Here is a 16971-nt window from a genome sequence, read left to right on the forward strand (position 1 = left end):
CGGGTCTCGGGTGGCGCAAATACGGGTGGCTTCGATCAGCGGTGATTGCGCGAAAGCACCATCGAGTACGCAAACCGGCCCGGCGGGTGCAGGCTGGTCGCGATCAGCAGCAGGCGGCCATTGGCATCGCGGTAACGGCGCTGCACGCGCATTGCCGGCTCGCTCTTCTTGATGTCCAGCAGCTTGGCATCAGCCGCTTCAAACGAGGCTGCATCGAATACCTGCTCCACCCGCGACAGCTTGGTCGGGTCGAGGAACTTGGCCAGCGCCCGCGCGGCGCCGGCCACTTCCAGCAGTTTCTCGGTCGGCACCCCGGTGCGCACCGGGATCAGCATCTCGGTGACGGCGATCGGCTCGCGGGTCTGTTCTTCCAGGCGCAGGCAGTGCAGGCGCAGGTATTCCTTGCCTTCGTGGATGTCCAGGCGCTGCGCCATCGCAGGGTCGGCCAGTTTGCGCTCGGCTTCCAGCACCTGCAGGCGGGTACTGTTGCCGTACTGCATCAGCAGATCAACGGTGTCTATCTCATGCTCGTAGCGCATCGCCGAGTTCTGCGCGATCACCCGCGTGCCAGCGCCGGGCCGGCGCTGCACCAGGCCGGCGCTGATCAGTTGCGCCAAGGCTGCGCGTGCGGTGTGGCGGCTGACGCTGAAGCGTTCGCACAACTCCAGCTCGGTGGGTAGCAAGGTACCAACGGCGTACTCGCCCTTCTCGATTGCCGCCTGCAATAAGTCGCCCAGTTCGGCATAGCGGGGCTTGCTGCGTCGCGTACCAGTCATATGTACAGATCCTTGTTCAAAGTCTGAGCGAGAGTTCCTGCCAGCTGCGCTGCAGGGGTTCACGGTGTTCGGGTGCGGCGATGGCGATCAGGGCCTGGGCCCGTGCATGGACATCGAGATGGCGTAGATCGGCTACGCCATGTTCGCTGACGATGCAGTCGGCATCTACGCGGGCAAGGCTTACGGGACCGGCGGGGAGCATCGGCACGATCCTGCTTTCGCCCTTCGGGGTACTGGCAGGGAGTGCAATGATGCCGCGACCGGCACTCGATTGGCGAGCGCCTTGCAGGAAATCGGGCAGGCCACCCACACCACTCAGTTGGCGTCCAGACAGGAATTCGCCGTTCACCTGGCCCAGCAGATCCACTGACAACGCGCTGTTGATGGCGGTCAGGCGTGGGATACCACCCAGTACGTTGTGGTCGTGGGTATGGCCAACCTCGCGGAAGCTGATGCTGCGCGGGGCGATGTCGTACAGCGCCTGTGTGCCCAGCGCGACGCCGGCCACCATTGCATCCGGTGCCGCCGACAGCGCACCGGATTCGAGCAGGCCCAGCAGCCCGTCCGAGACCATGCCGCTGTGGATGCGCAGATTGCGGCGCTCGCGCACCGCGCGCAGCACCGCTGATTGCAGGCGGCCCAGGCCGAGCTGCAGGGTCGCGCCGTCTTCCACCAGGGTGGCGACCTGCGCGGCGACCGCGTCCATCGCGGCATCGGCAGGCGGATCGGGAATGGCCAGCAACGGCGCATCCTGCTCGATGGCGGCGGTAAACCGCGCCAACGGGATCGACGGCCCGCGCGTGCGCGGCATGCGCGGGTTGATATGCGCCAGGATGCGGGTGGCGCGCGGCCATACCGCGGGGGTGAAGTCGCAGGCAATGCCCAGCGAACAGTTGCCATCCTCGTCCGGCGGGGCCACCTGCACGAGGACGGTGTCAAAGGCCACGCTTTCGCGCAGCCAGCGCCAGGTGGCGGTATAGGTCATCGGCAGGTAGTCGACGCGGCCATCCAGCCACGAGCTGCGCAGATCGCCGCTGAGGAAGATCGTGCGCTGGCGTGCCTGTGCGTGCAGGCCGGCAAAGTCGAAGGTATTGACCGTGGGGATGTGCACGCCGGTGAAGCGCAGCCCGCCGCAGCGCTCGCTACCGCTGCGCAGCCAGTGTTCGAACAGCAAGGAATGGCCGGCACAGCCGGGCGCGAAGACTTCGGGTCCTTGCGCGAGGTAATCAAAGAAAGTGTCGACATCCAGAATTCGGGGCATGGGGCGGATTGCAGCGTTCGGGAGACGGATCATATGATATGTCCGGACAAAGTCGGTTATGCTCCTTTCACGCGGTTGCCGTTCCCACCACCCAAACCCGCTGTTGCGGGCCTGCACCGAGACCTCATCGCGCGATGACCACGCCTGCTGCCAGCCTTACCGAACAGCTTGCCCGGCGCCTGCAACGGCCGGTGGATGCCGCCGCCAGGCAACGCGCCGCGTTGTTGCTGGTCGATTGGCTGGGCTGCGCCTTGGCTGCCTTGCGCTACCCGCTTGCAAACCAGCTGCGCGCGGTGGTGCAGGCGCAGGCCAGTGGCAATGTGGTTGCTCTGGGGGCGGGCCGGCGAACTGCCGCCGACGCCCTGCTGCTGAATGCCGCACTCGGCAATGTGCTGGAAATGGACGATGTGCATCGGGGGGCCATCCTGCATCCTGGCCCGGTAGTGATCCCGGTTGCACTTGCTGCGGCGCAGGCCGAAGGCGCGGATGCGACGGCGCTGCTCGATGCCATCGTGCGTGGCTATGAGGCCACGATCCGCGTCGGCCGTGCGTTGGGCAAGGCGCATTACCGTTACTGGCATCCTACCTCGACTGCTGGCGCCTTTGGTGCCGCCACAGCGGCAGCATCAATACTGCGCCTGCCACAAGAATCGCTGGCCGACGCGCTGGGCAATGCCGGCAGTCGCACCGGCGGGCTGTGGCAGATGCGCCACGAGCCGGTGCCGACCAAGTCATTGCATAACGCAGAGGCCGCACGCAGTGGCTGGCTGGCGGCACAATTGGCGCTGGCTGGCATGCGTGGGCCGCGCAGGATACTGGAAGGCGAGCAGGGGCTGTTTGCCGCTACCGCGCCGGACGCCGTGCCGGAACTGGTGGTTGCCGATGAGGACAACTGGCTGATCCACAGCACCAGCCTGAAGCCGTGGCCGGCCTGCCGGCATGCACATCCGGCGATCGATGCGATGCTGGAAGCGATGGCGCAGCTCGATGTAGCAGACATTGCGCAGATTGAACGCATCGAAGTACGCACTTATGCCGAGGCCTTGCGCTTCTGCGACCGCGCCCAGCCGCAGACCGAGCTGGAGGCCAAGTTCAGCCTGCAGCACGCGCTGGCCTCGATCCTGGTCAATGGTCGGCCGCAACTGGAGCACTACACCGCCGAAGCCTGTAGCGATGCCGAGCTGGCGCCGTGGCGGCAGCGCATCGCGCTGGTCGCCGATGCGGCCTGCAGCGAGCGGTTCCCCGCGCACTACGGCGCCAACGTGCAGCTTTGGCTGGCCGATGGCCGCAGCGTGCAGGCCGAGCGCGTCGATGCCTGGGGCGACCCGGAATGCCCGATGTCGGCCGAGGATGTGCTGGCCAAGGCGCTGGCCTTGGCACAATGGGGTGGCGTATCCGCGGGCCTGGCGCAACCCCTCTTTGGGCAGGTGCAGGCGCTGGCCGAAGGCGGCAGTCTGGATGCCTTGAACGCCATGTTGGCGCGGGTGGCCTGATGCGATTGACTGAAGCATTGTTGCAGCATGCAAGCACGCTGCGTTTTGACGACCTGTCACCGGAAGCGGTGGCGGCAACGCGGGTCTTCGTGATGGATTCGGTGGCGGTGGGCATCTCCGGCTCCGGTCCGCAGGTGCCACTGACCCAAACTGTTCGACGCACTGCCGCGAGCTTCGGCAGCGGCAATGCCGCGCGGGTCTGGGTGACCGGTGAAGCCATGCCTGCAGCGAGCACCGCGATGGTCAATGGCTACCAGATACACAGCCAGGAATTTGATTGCGTGCATATGCCGGCGGTAGTGCATCCACTGGCGGTGATCCAGTCGGCGCTGTTTGCCGCCGCCGAGCAACGAGCGAATGCTGATGCTGTGGCGGTCGATGGCAAGGCCTTGATCGCAGCGCTCAATGTTGCGGTCGATGTAGCTACCTTGATCGGCATCAGCGGCCGGGCACCGATGCGTTTCTTCCGCCCGTCGATGTGCGGCGCACTGGGTGCGGCAGCGGGTATCGCCCACCTGCACGGCGCCGATGAGGAGCTCCTGCGACGCGCGCTCGGCCTGACCTACAGCCATCTGTCCGGCACCATGCAGGCACATGTGGAAGGATCGCCGACCCTGGCCTTGCAGGTCGCATTGAACGCGCGCGCCGCCTTGAGCTGCTGGGAGCTGGCGCGCAATGGCTTCCCGGCGCCGCGCGAGATGCTGGAAGGTCCGTTCGGTTATTTGCCGTTGATTGAAGGCGAGTTCGATGTCGGCCCGGCGCTGCAGAAACTGGCCACACGCGAAGCGCAGATCCTCACTGTCAGCCACAAGGTGTTCCCGACCGGCGGCGCCGCGCATGCCGCGCAGGACATGCTGATGGAGCTGCGCCAGCAGCACGGCCTGAATCTGGACAATGTTGCCCGCATCGAATTGCAGGCACCGCCGCTGGTGCGCCGGCTGGTCGGCCGCAGCTATCAGCCCGCGATGGAGACGAGCTACGCACGACTCTGCCTGCCATTCCTGCTTGGCACCGTCTTGCTGGATGGCAAGGTCGGCCTGTCGGCGTATGCGCGGGAGAAGTTGGCCGACGCACGGCTGGCGGCGTTCGCCACGCAGGTCAGCCTGATGCCGAATGACTGCGAAGACCCCAATGCACTGGTGCCGCAGTCGATCACGGTGACCCTGCGTGATGGCCAGGTGTTGCACAACCACCGGGATGCCGCCATCGGCTCGCCGCAACGGCCGCTGTCGCGCGCCCAGCAACTGGAAAAGTTCCACCACTGCCTTGACCACGCCGCGCGTCCGTTCGATGCCGGCCACCGCAATGCCCTGATCTCCCACTTCGACCATCTGCAGGACATCGACGATGTCAGGCAGCTGGTCGACCTGCTGATTGTCGAGACCCCATGACCTACGCCACCTATTTCGAGTCGTTCGATGTCAAGGAGCTGCTCAAGCAGTTCCCGCTGGACCAGGCTTTCACCGACAAGTTCAAAAACATCAGCCGCGAGGAACTGCGTGCCGAGCAGAACGCGATGTTCCTGCGTTGCGTGGCCCGCGCCTGGCAGATCCCGTTCTACCAGCGCCTGTGGGGCAATGCAGGCATCAAGCCTGAAGACATCCAGAGCCTGGATGACATCACCAAGCTGCCGGTATTCGGCAAGCACGAAATCATGGCGTCGGTGGAAGCCAATCCGCCGCTGGGTGATTTCCACGGCTGGCAGGACGGCACCGAAGCCGGCAACAAGCCGCTGGTGTTCCACACCACCTCCGGTACCACCGGCCGCCCGCAGCCGCTGGTGTTCTCGCCGCATTCGCGCGAAGTGCAGAGCCTGCTGCTGGCGCGCCTGTACCGCTGGCAGGGCATGCAGCCCGGTGACGTGGTGCACTCGGTCTACGGCCACGGCATGATCAACGGCGGCCACTACGTGCGCGAGGCGGTGACGCACTACACGCAGGCGCTGTTCTGCTCGGCCGGCACCGGCATCGAGATGCGCTCGGCGCAGCAGGTGCAGCTGATGAAGAACATGGGCGCCAATGTGATTGTTGGCTTCGCCGACTACATCAAGAAGCTGGCCGACGTGGCCCGCGAGAACGGTCTGGTGCCGGGCAAGGACATCCCGGTGCGGATGATCTGCGGCCACCTCGGTCGTGAATCGCGCGAGTCGCTGTCGGCGGCCTGGGGCGGTGTCGAACTGTACGACTGGTATGGCGTGGGCGACACCGGCGCGATTGCCGGGCAGGGCCCGGATCAGGATGGCCTGTACCTGATGGAAGACGCGCAGTACGTCGAAATCCTCGACGTCGACAGCGGTACGCCGGTGGCTGACGGTGACACCGGCGACATGGTGGTCACCTGCCTGTACAAGGACGACATCTACCCGATCATCCGCTTCAACACCCACGACGTGACCCGCGTGCTGACCACGCCGTCGTCGCTGGGCATGAACCTGCGCCGCATCGAGGGTTTCCTCGGCCGCAGCGACAACATGGTCAAGATCCGCGGCATCAACGTATTCCCGCAGGCGATGGCGCCGGTACTGGAAGAACACGCCGCGTTCGCCGGTGAGTTCATCTGTGTCGCCAGCCGCGACGAAGGCGGCCGCGATGATCTGGCCGTGCACGTCGAAACCCGAGGCGCGCTGGATGACGCACAGCTGGCCGCGGAGTTCGCTGCGTTGCTGCGCCAGCGCCTCGGTGTTGAAATGAGCATCGTGCTGGCGGCGCCGGGTGAGCTGGCGGCGTTGACCGGTATCGAGGTACGGCAGAAGCCGGTACGCCTGATCGATAAACGTTTCGCTTGAGGAAGACCGCGTGAGCAAGGCCGATGCGCAGTTGTTGAGCATGGACATGACGGCACAGGCAGCCTTGCTGGCGGCCGGCGAAATCAGCTGCACGCAGCTGATCGAGCAGCAGCTGGCGGCCATTGCCGCCAGCCAGGCGCAGATCAACAGCTATATCCACATCGATGCGGAAGGCGCATTGGCTGCGGCCGCGCAGTCCCAGCAACGTCGCCAACGTGGCCTGGCGCGTCCGTTGGAAGGCCTGCCGATCGCGGTCAAGGACAATATCGATGTGGCCGGCATGGTCACCACCGCCGGCATGGAAACCCGTCGGCACAGTGCCCCGGCTGTCACCGACAATCCTGCCGTGGCGGCATTGCGGGCGGCGGGTGCGGTGATTGTCGGCAAGCTCAACATGCATGAAGCGGCGATGGGCGCCGACAACGACAACCCGTTCTACGGTGCCTGTCACAACCCGCACAGGCACGGTCATACGCCGGGCGGTTCCAGTGGCGGCAGCGGTGCAGCGGTTGCGGCGGGCTTGTGCGCAGCGGCGCTGGGCACCGACACCATGGGTTCGGTGCGCATCCCGGCAAGCTATTGCGGCGTGGTCGGGCTCAAGCCCAGTTGGGGCGCGATCAGCACGCGCGGCACGGTGGCCCTGTGCCGGCGGCTGGATCACATCGGCCCGTTGACGCGTTCGGCGCGTGACCTGCGTCTATTGCTGCAGCTGATGTCCGGGTTCGATCCGGACAGCGCGCAGTCGCGCTTCATCCAATACGCAGCGCCAGATGTGCAGGGACTGCGTATCGGCGTAGTGGACCTGTTCGACGCAACCGATGTCGCGCCCGACGTGCAGGCCGCATTCGAGGATGGGCTGCGCGTGCTGGTTGGCCTGGGCCATCAACTGAAGCCGTTGGCGGCGCCGGCATTTGCCTCGGCCCGCGCACGTCGCGCCGGCCTGCTGATGAGCGAAGCCGAACTGCTGGTCGAACACGCCGATGCCTGGGCCGGTGATCGCAGCAAATTCTCGCCGTTGCTGGTCAAGCTGATGTCCTGGGCCGAAGGCCGCAGCGCTGCCGAACTGGCTGCCGCCTCGCAACTGGCCGACCGTGGCCAGGTGCAGCTGCAGCAGTGGCTGGCGCGTTGCGACGTGCTGGTGATGCCGACTGCGCCGCAGCGTGCATTCGCCTTCGGCACCCCGGTGCCGGCCAGTCAGGCCGACCTCACCGCTTACGCCAACCTTGCCGGCAACCCCGCCTTGTCGGTACCGCTGCCGGTAACTGCGGGAGAGTTGCCCGCCGGCATGCAGCTGATCGGCAATGTGGGCGACGAACTCACGCTGATTGCGCTGGCGGAGGCGTTCCAGCAAGCGATTGGCTGGCAGCCCGCGCTGCCGGAAGCCTGCAAGACCTGGTGGCCGCAATGAAGCTGCTCGATGGTGTTCGTGTTCTCGACCTGTCGCGCATCCTTGCCGGCCCCTGGGCCACCCAGGTGCTGGCCGACTTCGGCGCCGATGTCATCAAGGTCGAGCGGCCTGGCGTGGGTGACGATACCCGCAGTTGGGGGCCACCCTATCTGAAAGACGCCGAGGGCAATGACAGCAGCGAGTCGGCGTATTACCTGTGCGCCAACCGCGGCAAGCGCTCGGTGGCGATTGATTTCACCACCGCCGAAGGACAGGCGCTGCTACGCGAGCTGGTCGTGCACTGCGACGTACTGGTGGAGAACTACAAGGTTGGCGGCCTGAAGAAGTACGGGCTGGATTACACCAGCGTGCAGGCCATCAACCCGAAGCTGGTGTATTGCTCGATCACCGGCTACGGCCAGGATGGTCCTTATGCGCAGCGCGCTGGTTACGATGCGGCGATCCAGGCCATTGGCGGATTGATGAGCGTCACTGGCGAACCGGACGGCGCGCCGGGTGCAGGCCCGCAAAAGGTAGGTGTGGCGGCGACCGATCTGATGACCGGGATGTATGCGGCGACGGCGATCCTGGCTGCGTTGCGTCATGCCGAGCGTACTGGCGTGGGTCAGCAGATTGATCTGGCATTGTTGGATACCCAGGTCGCCTGGTTGGCCAACCAGGCCTCCAACTATCTGATCGGCGGTGTGGTGCCGACCCGGCAGGGCACGGCGCATCCGAACATCGTGCCGTACCAGGTGATGCCGGCCGCTGATGGCTATTTCATGTTGGCGGTGGGCAACGATGGCCAGTTCGCACGCTTGTGCGGGGTGATCGGTGAGCCGGAGCTGGCGCGCGATCCGCGCTATGCCAGCAACAACGCACGGGTTGCCCACCGCGAGATGTTGGTGCCGCATCTGCAGCAGGTGTTGCGCACGCGGCCGGCGGCTGAGTGGTTGGCGGCGCTGGAGAAAGCGGTGGTGCCGGCCAATCCGGTCAATCGCATCGATCAGGTGTTTGCCGATCCGCAGGTGCAGGCGCGTGGTTTGCGGATCGAATTGCCGCATGCCGGCGGCGGCAGTGTGGCGATGGTGCGCAACCCGCTGAAGTTCTCGGCGACGCCCTTGCGTCATGAGCAGGCGGCGCCGGTGCTGGGGCAGCACACCGCTGAGGTGTTGGGTGAGGTGCTTGCTGTTGATGGCGAGCGGCTGCGGGTGTTGCAGGAGTTGGGTGTGGTTGGGTTTGCTGCTGAAGCTAAAAGCTAAAAGCTAAAAGCTAAAAGCTAAAAGCTAAAAGCTAAAAGCTAAAAGCGTTACCCCTCCCCAACCCTCCCTTTGGCTGCGCCAAAGGGAGGGGGCGCATGCCTGCAATCTGTCAGGTCGCCGCGACCCGCTCTGCTCCCTCCCTTTGGCGCAGCCAAAGGGAGGGTTGGGGAGGGGTGCTTTTGGCGATCAACTGTCAGCCGACGCATTGCCAGCTTCGCGGCTTACGCCGCTCCCACAAAAATAAAAAAAACAAAGCGCCAATCACGCCCCGCCAGGGAACCCCTGCTGCCGCCACGCCTCATACACCACCACGGCGACCGAGTTGGACAGGTTCAGGCTGCGGTTGTTGGGCTGCATCGGCAGGCGCAGGCGGTGGCCATCCGGCAGGGAATCAAGCAGATCCTGCGGCAGGCCACGGGTCTCGGGGCCGAACAGGAAGGCATCGCCATCGGCGAACTGCACGGTGTCATAGCGAACGCTGGAGCGGGTACTCAATGCAAACAAACGCTTCGGGGCGATGCGCGCCAAGGCGGTTTCCAGGTCCGGATGGACCTGCATCTGTGCGTACTCGTGATAGTCCAGGCCGGCGCGCTTGAGCTGCTTGTCACTGAGGTCGAAACCCAAAGGCTCGATCAGGTGCAGCCGCGCGCCGGTGTTGGCGCAGAGCCGGATCACATTGCCGGTGTTCGGCGGGATCTCGGGCTGGTAAAGCACTACATCGAAAACAGGGGCAGAAGTCATCGGCGCAGTTTACGCCGGGTATTGCGTCATCGCTGGCTTAGTTGGAAACCATGCCCTGCGCGACGACCTTGCCGATGGCTTCGGCGGCGGCTTCAGCTGCCATGGCCTGCACCTGCTCCACCTCCGGGCGGACGGTGATAGCCGGCAGCGACACCATCCATTGGCCGGCGCGGGTGCCGATGGCGACCGGGCTGGCGGAGGCCAGCTGGCTGGCGGTCTGTTCGGCCATCAGTTCGACGATCTGACCGACGGTCGGGCGGACCTGCACGACAGCCAGGGTCGGGATGTTGCTGTTGGCTTCGTGCTGGGCCTGCGCCAGCTGATCAGCGGAAGGGCGGACCTGTACGGCGTCGAGGGTGACGATATCCGAAGCCTGGACCGAAGAAGCAAAGCCGGTGCTGGCGACCAGGGCGATGGCAAGGGCGAGAGACTTGGCGTTCATGGCGGGACCTGTTTGGTGTGTGTGGGCAGTGGTGTGGTAGTAAGGTAGTACAGTGATTTTCGTAGCGCAAGGACTTTCGCTACTTTTTTTGTTTTGTTCAGTAATCAGTCATTTATCGTCTGAAGCGATCTGGCTGCGAGTAACAGGCAGCAGGATGCGTGCCAATCGCATCTGATTGATAAATAAAGAATTGTTGTTTATGGAAAGTGTCCGCTGTCCGGACACTCCCCGCGTCTGCAGTGACCGGACGGACACCGGCGCAGCTGCTTCGTTACCCATGACGCATGGCGTATGCCGTTGTGACGGTGCCCGGTTAGGATCTGCGTTCACCTTCATACCCAAGGGAAATGGAATGAACGCAGCTATGCCCCGTACCGCCTTGTTGACCCTGGCCCTGAGTGCCGCCCTCGGCGGATTTGTTGGCATGCCACTGGTTGCGGAGGCCAAGCCGGCCGCTGCCGCTGCGTCGGTGGACATCCCGTATGAAGAGTTCACCCTGCCCAACGGCCTGCGCGTGGTGGTGCACACCGACCGCAAGGCACCGATCGTGGCGGTGAACATCTGGTACCACGTCGGTGCCAAGGACGAACCGGCTGGCCGCACCGGCTTCGCACATCTGTTCGAACACTTGATGTTCCAGCGCAGCGAAAACCACGACGGCGAGTTCTTCGAACCCTTCAAGCAGGTCGGCGCCACCGACCAGAACGGCACCACCAATACCGACCGCACCAATTACTTCCAGAACGTGCCGACCACCGCGTTGGACATGGCACTGTGGATGGAGTCGGACCGCATGGGCCATCTGGTCGGCGCCATCGATCAGGCTGCACTCGATGAGCAGCGCGGCGTGGTGCAGAACGAAAAGCGCCAAGGCGAAAACCAGCCTTACGGCCAGGTCTGGGACAAGCTGACCCGTGCCATGTATCCGGCCGGCCATCCGTACCACCACGGTGTGATCGGCTCGATGAACGATCTCAACGCCGCCTCGTTGGACGACGTCAAAACCTGGTTCCACACCTGGTATGGCCCGAACAACGCGGTGTTGGTGCTGGCCGGTGACATCGACGTGGCCACCGCCAAGGAAAAGGCTGCCAAGTTCTTCGGTGACATTCCGGCTGGTCCGACCATGGCGCAGCCGGCGGTGAACGTTGCGCAGCGCGCTGCCACCACCCGCGAAGTGATGACCGACAAGGTGCCGCAGGCGCGCATCTACCGCGCCTGGAACGTGGCCCAGGTCGGCACCACCGATATCGATCAGCTCGACTTGTTCTCCTACGTGCTGGGCGGCGCCAAGTCCTCGCGGCTGGACCAGCGCCTGCTGCACAAGGACAAGCTGGTCGACAACATCAGCGCGATGACCGATGCCTCGCAGCTCGGCTCCAACTTCCTGATCATGGCGACGGTCAAGCAGGGCGTGGACCCGGCCAAGGTCGAGGCGGCCATCGACGAAGAACTGAAGCGACTGATCGCCGAAGGCCCGACTGCCGATGAGCTGGAGCGCGCCAAGGTGCAGTCACGTGCCGGCTTCGTGCGTGGCATCGAGCGTATTGGTGGCTTCGGCGGCAAGGCCGACGCACTCGCACAGTGCGCCGTCTACGAAGGCAACCCGGGTTGCTTCCGCACCTCGCTGGCCAATGTGGAGGCGGCTTCCGCTGCAGACGTAAAGGCTGCCGGTGCCAAGTGGCTGGGCGTGGGCGACCACACCCTGGTGGTCGAGCCGGGCGAGCGCGTTGCCTTGGCCGAGCTGCCGTCGGTCAAGCCGGCGCCGTTCAACGTGCCCGCCGTGGACCCCAAGTACAAGACGCTGCCGAGCCAGGTGGATCGCAGCGCCGGCGTGCCCAAGACCACCAGCTTCCCGGAACTGAAGTTCCCGCAGCTGCAGCGTGCAACGCTGAAGAACGGCACCCAGGTGGTGCTGGCCGAGCGCCATGATGTTCCGGTGGTGCAGTTCAGCTATGAGTTCCCGGGGGGCTTCACCGCCGACCGTGGCCGCAAGCCGGGCACCGCCAACTTCACCATGGGCATGCTGGACGAAGGCGCTGGCCAGCTCGGCTCGCTGGCGTTCGCCGATGCTGTGGAAAGCCTGGGTGCCCGCGTCAGCGCAGGTGCGTCGTTGGATGGTTCCAACGTGTACCTGTCGGCACTGAAGGAAAACCTGGCGCCGTCGCTGGCGCTGTATGCCGACGTGGTGCGTGCACCGCGCTTCGAGCAGGGCGAGATCGACCGCATCAAGGCCACCTGGATTGCTGGCATCCAGCAGGAAAAGGCGCAGCCGAACGCGGTGGCGATGCGCGTGCTGCCGCCGCTGCTGTACGGCGCCGGCCACCCGTATGCGATTCCGTTCACTGGCAGCGGCAATGAAGCGGCGATCCAGTCGCTGACCCGCGACGACCTGACTTCCTTCCACAAGCAGTGGATTCGTCCGGAAGGCGCCACCCTGATCGTGGTCGGTGACACCACCATGAAAGACCTGGTGCCGCTGCTGGAGCGCAGCTTCGGTGACTGGAAGGGCGAGGGCGCACGGCCGAAGGTGGAGACCCTGACCAATGTGGATCGCCCGCAGGCATCGCGCGTGTTCCTGATCGACCAGCCGGGCGCGGTGCAGGCCAACCTGTTCGCCGGTCAAGTGGCGCCGTCGACGATGGACCCGGGCACCACCCGCTTCGACATCGCCAATGGCGTGCTGGGTGGCGACTTCACCTCGCGCCTGAACATGAACCTGCGTGAGGACAAGCACTGGTCCTACGGCGCGCGTTCGTCGGCCTCCAATGCGCTGGGCCAGCGCCCGTGGATGGCGGTTGCACCGGTACAGATCGACAAGACCGGTGATGCGATGAAGGAGATGAACGCCGAGATCAGCCAGTTCGCCAGCGGCCAGCGTCCGCCGACCGATGCCGAGGTCAACCGTATCCGCAACATCCAGACGCTGAGCCTGCCCGGTGCCTACGAAACCGCATCGGCGGTGATGAGCACCATCGGTGGCATCGTGCGTTATGGCCGCCCGGACGACTATGTGTTCAAGCGCAAGGCCGAGATCGAAGCGATGACCCCGGCGCAGGTTGCCGAGGCCGCCAAGACCCTGGATCCGTCCAAGCTGACCTGGGTGGTGGTAGGCGACCTGAAGCAGACCGAGGCCCCGGTGCGCGCACTGAAGCTGGGCGAAGTGACCGTGATCGACGCCGACGGCAAGCCGGTGGAGAAGAAGTAAGCGGCAGGGCGCAGCCCGCCGCCTCGGCTTAAGCCCCTCTCCCGTTTACGGGAGAGGGGTTGGGGTGAGGGCAGCTTTCGCTGGTAAAGCCCCTGCCGAGCATGGCTCGGCTCTACATTTCCGCCTCCTCCCTTTCGCGCAGCGAAGGGGAGGGCTGGGGAGGGGTAGTTTTTGCTTTGAGCCCCTTTCCCGTTTACGGGAGAGGGGTTGGGGTGAGGGCAGCTTTTGCTGGTAAAGCCCCTGCCGAGCATGGCTCGGCACTACATTTCCGCCCCCTCCCTTTCGCGCAGCGAAGGGGAGGGCCAGGGAGGGGGGCTTTTGCTTTGAGCCCCTCTCCCGTTCACGGGAGAGGGGTTGGGGTGAGGGCAGCTTTTCGCAGGTAAAGCCCCTGCCGAGCATGGCTCGGCACTACAGCCCCCTCCCTTTCTCGCAGCAAAGGGGCGGCCGGGGAGGGGTAGGTTTTGTCTTTGCCGCGCGCCCAATCACCGGGATCACCACCTGTTCATCCATTCGCGGCACAATCCGGGTTGATCTTCACAAGGAATAGTCCATGCGCGTCCTGCTTCTGTCCGCCCTGATCGCCAGCACCGCCGCCTGCACCTGGGTGCCGATTGAATCCGGCGGCAAGGCCGTACGGGTATTGCCTGCCGGCCCGGTGGCCCCGGGCTGCGTGAACAAGGGCGAGATCGTGGTGTCGGTGAAGAGCAAGGTCGGTTTCTACAACCGCAACCCCTTGCGCGTGCAGGAAGAACTGGAAACCCTGGCCCGCAACGAGGCCCCCAGTGCCGGTGCCAATGCCGTACAGGCCAGTGGCCAGCCGGCCGATGGCAGCCAGCGCTTTGCGGCCTTCCAGTGCCCGCCGCGCTGAGGTCCCAGGCCCTCTCACGGCCCCGGCGGCTCCATACGCCGGGCCGCCGATTTGTAAAGATGCGGTAAAAAGGCGCAGGCGCTAGAATAGCGACCCCTTCGCCTGAGTCTTGGCGCTTTCTGATGCCTTTTCAAAATGTCTCGATCGCGGGACTGGCGCATATTGATGCGCCGCATACGCTGACCTCAAAGGAAATCAACGAGCGGCTCCAGCCCACGCTGGAACGCCTGGGCATCCGTGCCGACGTGCTGGGCGATATCGCCGGCATCCACGCGCGCCGCCTTTGGGACCAGGGTACACAGGCCTCGGACGCCGCCACCATGGCTGGCCGCAAGGCGCTGGAAGATGCCGGCATCACCGCCGACAAGGTGGGCCTGCTGGTCAACACTTCCGTCAGCCGTGATTACCTGGAGCCGTCCACCGCTTCCATCGTGTCCGGCAACCTGGGCATCGGCGAAGACTGCGTCACCTTCGACATCGCCAACGCCTGCCTGGCCTTCATCAACGGCATGGACGTGGCCGCGCGCATGCTGGAGCGCGGTGACATCGACTACGCGCTGATCGTGGACGGTGAAACCTCCAACCTGGTCTATGAAAAGACCCTGGAGCGCATGATGTCCCCGGACATCACCGCCCAGCAGCTGCGCGACGAAGTGGCCGCGCTGACCACCGGTTCCGGTGCGGCAGCAATGGTAATGGCGCGCTCGGAGCTGGTGCCGGACGCCCCGCGCTACAAGGGCGGCGTGACCCGTGCGGCCAACCAGTGGAACAAGCTGTGCGTGGGCAACCTGGATCGCATGGTCACCGACACCCGCATGCTGCTGATCGAAGGCATCAAGCTGGCCACCAAGACCTTTGAAGCCACGCGCGAAGCGCTGGGCTGGGCGGTGGAGGAGATCGACCAGTTCGTGATCCACCAGGTCAGCCAGCCGCATACCAATGCCTTCATCAAGGCCTTCGGCATCGACCCGAAGAAGGTGATGACCATCTTCGGCGAGCACGGCAACATCGGCCCGGCCTCGGTACCGATCGTGCTGAGCAAGCTGCGCCAGCTGGGCAAGCTCAAGAAGGGCGACCGCGTCGCGCTGATGGGCATTGGCTCGGGCTTGAACTGCACGATGGCCGAGGTGGTCTGGTAAGTTCCGGCCCTGTCGCGAACCTCGGGACCACATGTTTTTCCTTCTCCCCTTGCGGGAGAAACAAAGGGCCTGCCCCCGCGAAGGCGGGGGTGCCCGAAGGGCGGAAGGGGGACGCGTGCGCAGCACGCAAGCGCCTGGAGTTCGAGCAGTTGTTCAAGCTCCTCCGCTCCGACCAACCCTCTCCCCAACCCCTCTCCCGACGGGAGCGGGGCTTAGCAGCCGCAGGTGCAGCCCGATGAACAAACTTCCCGGTTACCCCAGCAAGACCCATCGCTTCGAAGTGCGCCCCGGCGTGTCGATGAACTACATCGATGAAGGCCCGCGCGATGGCGAGGTAGTGGTGATGCTGCACGGCAACCCGTCGTGGAGCTATCTGTGGCGGCACCTGGTCAATGGCCTCAGCGACAAATATCGCTGCATCGTGCCCGACCATATCGGCATGGGCCTGTCCGACAAGCCCGGTGACAGCCACTACGAATACACCTTGCAGTCACGTGTGGATGATCTGGATGCGCTGCTCAAACACCTGGGCATCACCGGCCCGGTGACCCTGGCCGTGCACGACTGGGGCGGCATGATCGGCTTCGGTTGGGCGCTGTCCCACCACGACCAGGTCAAGCGCCTGGTGATCACCAATACCGCCTCGTTCCCGTTGCCGCCGGAGAAGCCGATGCCGTGGCAGATCGCCATGGGCCGGCACTGGAAGCTGGGTGAGTGGTTCATCCGCACCTTCAATGCGTTCTCGTCCGGTGCCTCCTGGCTGGGCGTGAGCCGGCGCATGCCGGCGGATGTGCGTCGCGCCTATGTGTCGCCGTACAACAACTGGGACAACCGCATTTCCACGATCCGCTTCATGCAGGACATCCCGCTGTCGCCGGCCGACAAGGCTTGGTCGCTGCTGGAGCGTGCAGCGGCGGCATTGCCGTCGTTCGCCGATCGCCCGGTCTACATCGCCTGGGGCCTGCGTGACATCTGCTTCGACCATCACTTCCTGACCGGCTTCCGCAAGGCACTGCCGCAGGCCGAAGTGACCACGTTTGAAGATGCCAACCACTACGTGCTGGAAGACAAGCACGAAGTGATCGTGCCGGCTGTGCGCGCCTTCCTGGAGCGCAACCCGCTGGGGTGAGCCGGGGCTTGTGGGAGCGAGGGCACTTGTAGGAGCGGCGTCAGCCGCGAGGCAAGGGATAGATCCGCTACGGCTACCTCTGCATCCTGCAAGCTGTTGCCTGGCGTTTCGCGCAAAGCGCGCGCGATGCCTGCTTCTGCCCCCTCCCTTGCGCCGCAGGCGGAGGGGAGGGTTGGGGAGGGGTGAGCTTTAGTGGCCTATCCCCTTGCCCCAGCTTCGCGGCAGACGCGGCTCCTACAAAACAGCTTGGCGCGCGCGATGCCTGCTTCTGCCTCCTCCCTTGCGCCGAAGGCGGAGGGGAGGGTTGGGGAGGGGTAAGCTTTCGTGGACTTTCCCCTTGCACCAGCTTCGCGGATTACGACGCTACAACCAAACAGCTGAGCGCCCGCCATGCCAGCATCAGCACCCTCCCTTGCGCCGCAGGCGGAGGGGAGGGTTGGGGAGGGGTAGCTTTTGCGGCCGTTCTCTTTGCACCAGCTT

Annotated in this window: 13 protein-coding genes; 9 read left to right on the forward strand and 4 right to left on the reverse strand. The window is 64.9% G+C overall.

Annotated elements, in window-relative coordinates; genetic code table 11:
- Window positions 1-35 precede the first annotated feature (35 nt).
- On the reverse strand, window positions 36-776 hold the full coding sequence (locus ACVOLQ_RS04720) for a GntR family transcriptional regulator (protein WP_313174082.1): 741 nt from the start codon (window positions 774-776) through the stop codon (window positions 36-38).
- Window positions 777-792: 16 nt separating this feature from the next.
- Window positions 793-2037, reverse strand: coding sequence for an acetyl-CoA hydrolase/transferase family protein (locus ACVOLQ_RS04725; RefSeq protein ID WP_481527262.1), 1245 nt, complete (start codon window positions 2035-2037; stop codon window positions 793-795).
- Between the two features lie 134 nt (window positions 2038-2171).
- On the opposite strand from ACVOLQ_RS04725, the gene ACVOLQ_RS04730 reads away from it, so the two are divergent.
- The 5 genes from ACVOLQ_RS04730 to ACVOLQ_RS04750 are packed head-to-tail and all read left to right on the forward strand — an operon-like array spanning window position 2172 to window position 8964.
- The gene (locus ACVOLQ_RS04730; protein WP_481527263.1) at window positions 2172-3530 is read left to right on the forward strand and encodes an MmgE/PrpD family protein; all 1359 of its coding nucleotides are present in this window, start codon (window positions 2172-2174) and stop codon (window positions 3528-3530) included.
- Window positions 3530-4921 carry an MmgE/PrpD family protein gene (locus ACVOLQ_RS04735; protein ID WP_481527264.1) on the forward strand — a complete coding sequence of 464 codons (1392 nt, stop codon included), beginning with the start codon at window positions 3530-3532 and terminating at the stop codon, window positions 4919-4921. The genes ACVOLQ_RS04730 and ACVOLQ_RS04735 overlap by 1 nt, the downstream gene beginning before the upstream one ends.
- Complete coding sequence (locus tag ACVOLQ_RS04740) at window positions 4918-6315, forward strand: phenylacetate--CoA ligase family protein (protein WP_481527265.1); 1398 nt, start codon at window positions 4918-4920, stop codon at window positions 6313-6315. The genes ACVOLQ_RS04735 and ACVOLQ_RS04740 overlap by 4 nt, the downstream gene beginning before the upstream one ends.
- Window positions 6316-6325: 10 nt before the next feature.
- Window positions 6326-7723, forward strand: a complete 1398-nt coding sequence (locus ACVOLQ_RS04745) for an amidase (RefSeq protein ID WP_481527266.1) — start codon at window positions 6326-6328, stop codon at window positions 7721-7723.
- On the forward strand, window positions 7720-8964 hold the full coding sequence (locus tag ACVOLQ_RS04750; RefSeq protein WP_481527267.1) for a CaiB/BaiF CoA transferase family protein: 1245 nt from the start codon (window positions 7720-7722) through the stop codon (window positions 8962-8964). The genes ACVOLQ_RS04745 and ACVOLQ_RS04750 overlap by 4 nt, the downstream gene beginning before the upstream one ends.
- A 261-nt stretch (window positions 8965-9225) precedes the next feature.
- Here ACVOLQ_RS04750 and trmL read toward each other — a convergent pair whose 3' ends face one another.
- Window positions 9226-9705 (reverse strand): tRNA (uridine(34)/cytosine(34)/5-carboxymethylaminomethyluridine(34)-2'-O)-methyltransferase TrmL, encoded by a 480-nt coding sequence (gene trmL, locus ACVOLQ_RS04755; protein WP_057627589.1) that lies wholly within the window; start codon window positions 9703-9705, stop codon window positions 9226-9228.
- 37 nt (window positions 9706-9742) lie between these two features.
- The gene (locus ACVOLQ_RS04760) at window positions 9743-10147 is read right to left on the reverse strand and encodes a hypothetical protein (RefSeq protein WP_313174069.1); all 405 of its coding nucleotides are present in this window, start codon (window positions 10145-10147) and stop codon (window positions 9743-9745) included.
- 352 nt (window positions 10148-10499) lie between these two features.
- Here ACVOLQ_RS04760 and ACVOLQ_RS04765 point away from each other — a divergent pair, with 352 nt between their 5' ends.
- The 4 genes from ACVOLQ_RS04765 (at window position 10500) to ACVOLQ_RS04780 (ending at window position 16491) form a co-directional block, all read left to right on the forward strand.
- Entirely contained in the window at window positions 10500-13355 is a 2856-nt protein-coding gene (locus tag ACVOLQ_RS04765) for a M16 family metallopeptidase (RefSeq protein ID WP_481527268.1), read from the forward strand.
- Between the two features lie 550 nt (window positions 13356-13905).
- Window positions 13906-14223: a DUF4156 domain-containing protein gene (locus tag ACVOLQ_RS04770; protein WP_313174066.1), complete on the forward strand. Its 318-nt coding sequence runs from the start codon at window positions 13906-13908 to the stop codon at window positions 14221-14223.
- A gap of 122 nt (window positions 14224-14345) precedes the next feature.
- Window positions 14346-15362 carry a 3-oxoacyl-ACP synthase III gene (locus ACVOLQ_RS04775; RefSeq protein WP_313174064.1) on the forward strand — a complete coding sequence of 339 codons (1017 nt, stop codon included), beginning with the start codon at window positions 14346-14348 and terminating at the stop codon, window positions 15360-15362.
- Window positions 15363-15597: 235 nt separating this feature from the next.
- On the forward strand, window positions 15598-16491 hold the full coding sequence (locus tag ACVOLQ_RS04780) for an alpha/beta fold hydrolase (protein WP_481527269.1): 894 nt from the start codon (window positions 15598-15600) through the stop codon (window positions 16489-16491).
- Window positions 16492-16971: the final 480 nt, after the last annotated feature.

Source organism: Stenotrophomonas sp. STEN031, from assembly GCF_056759975.1.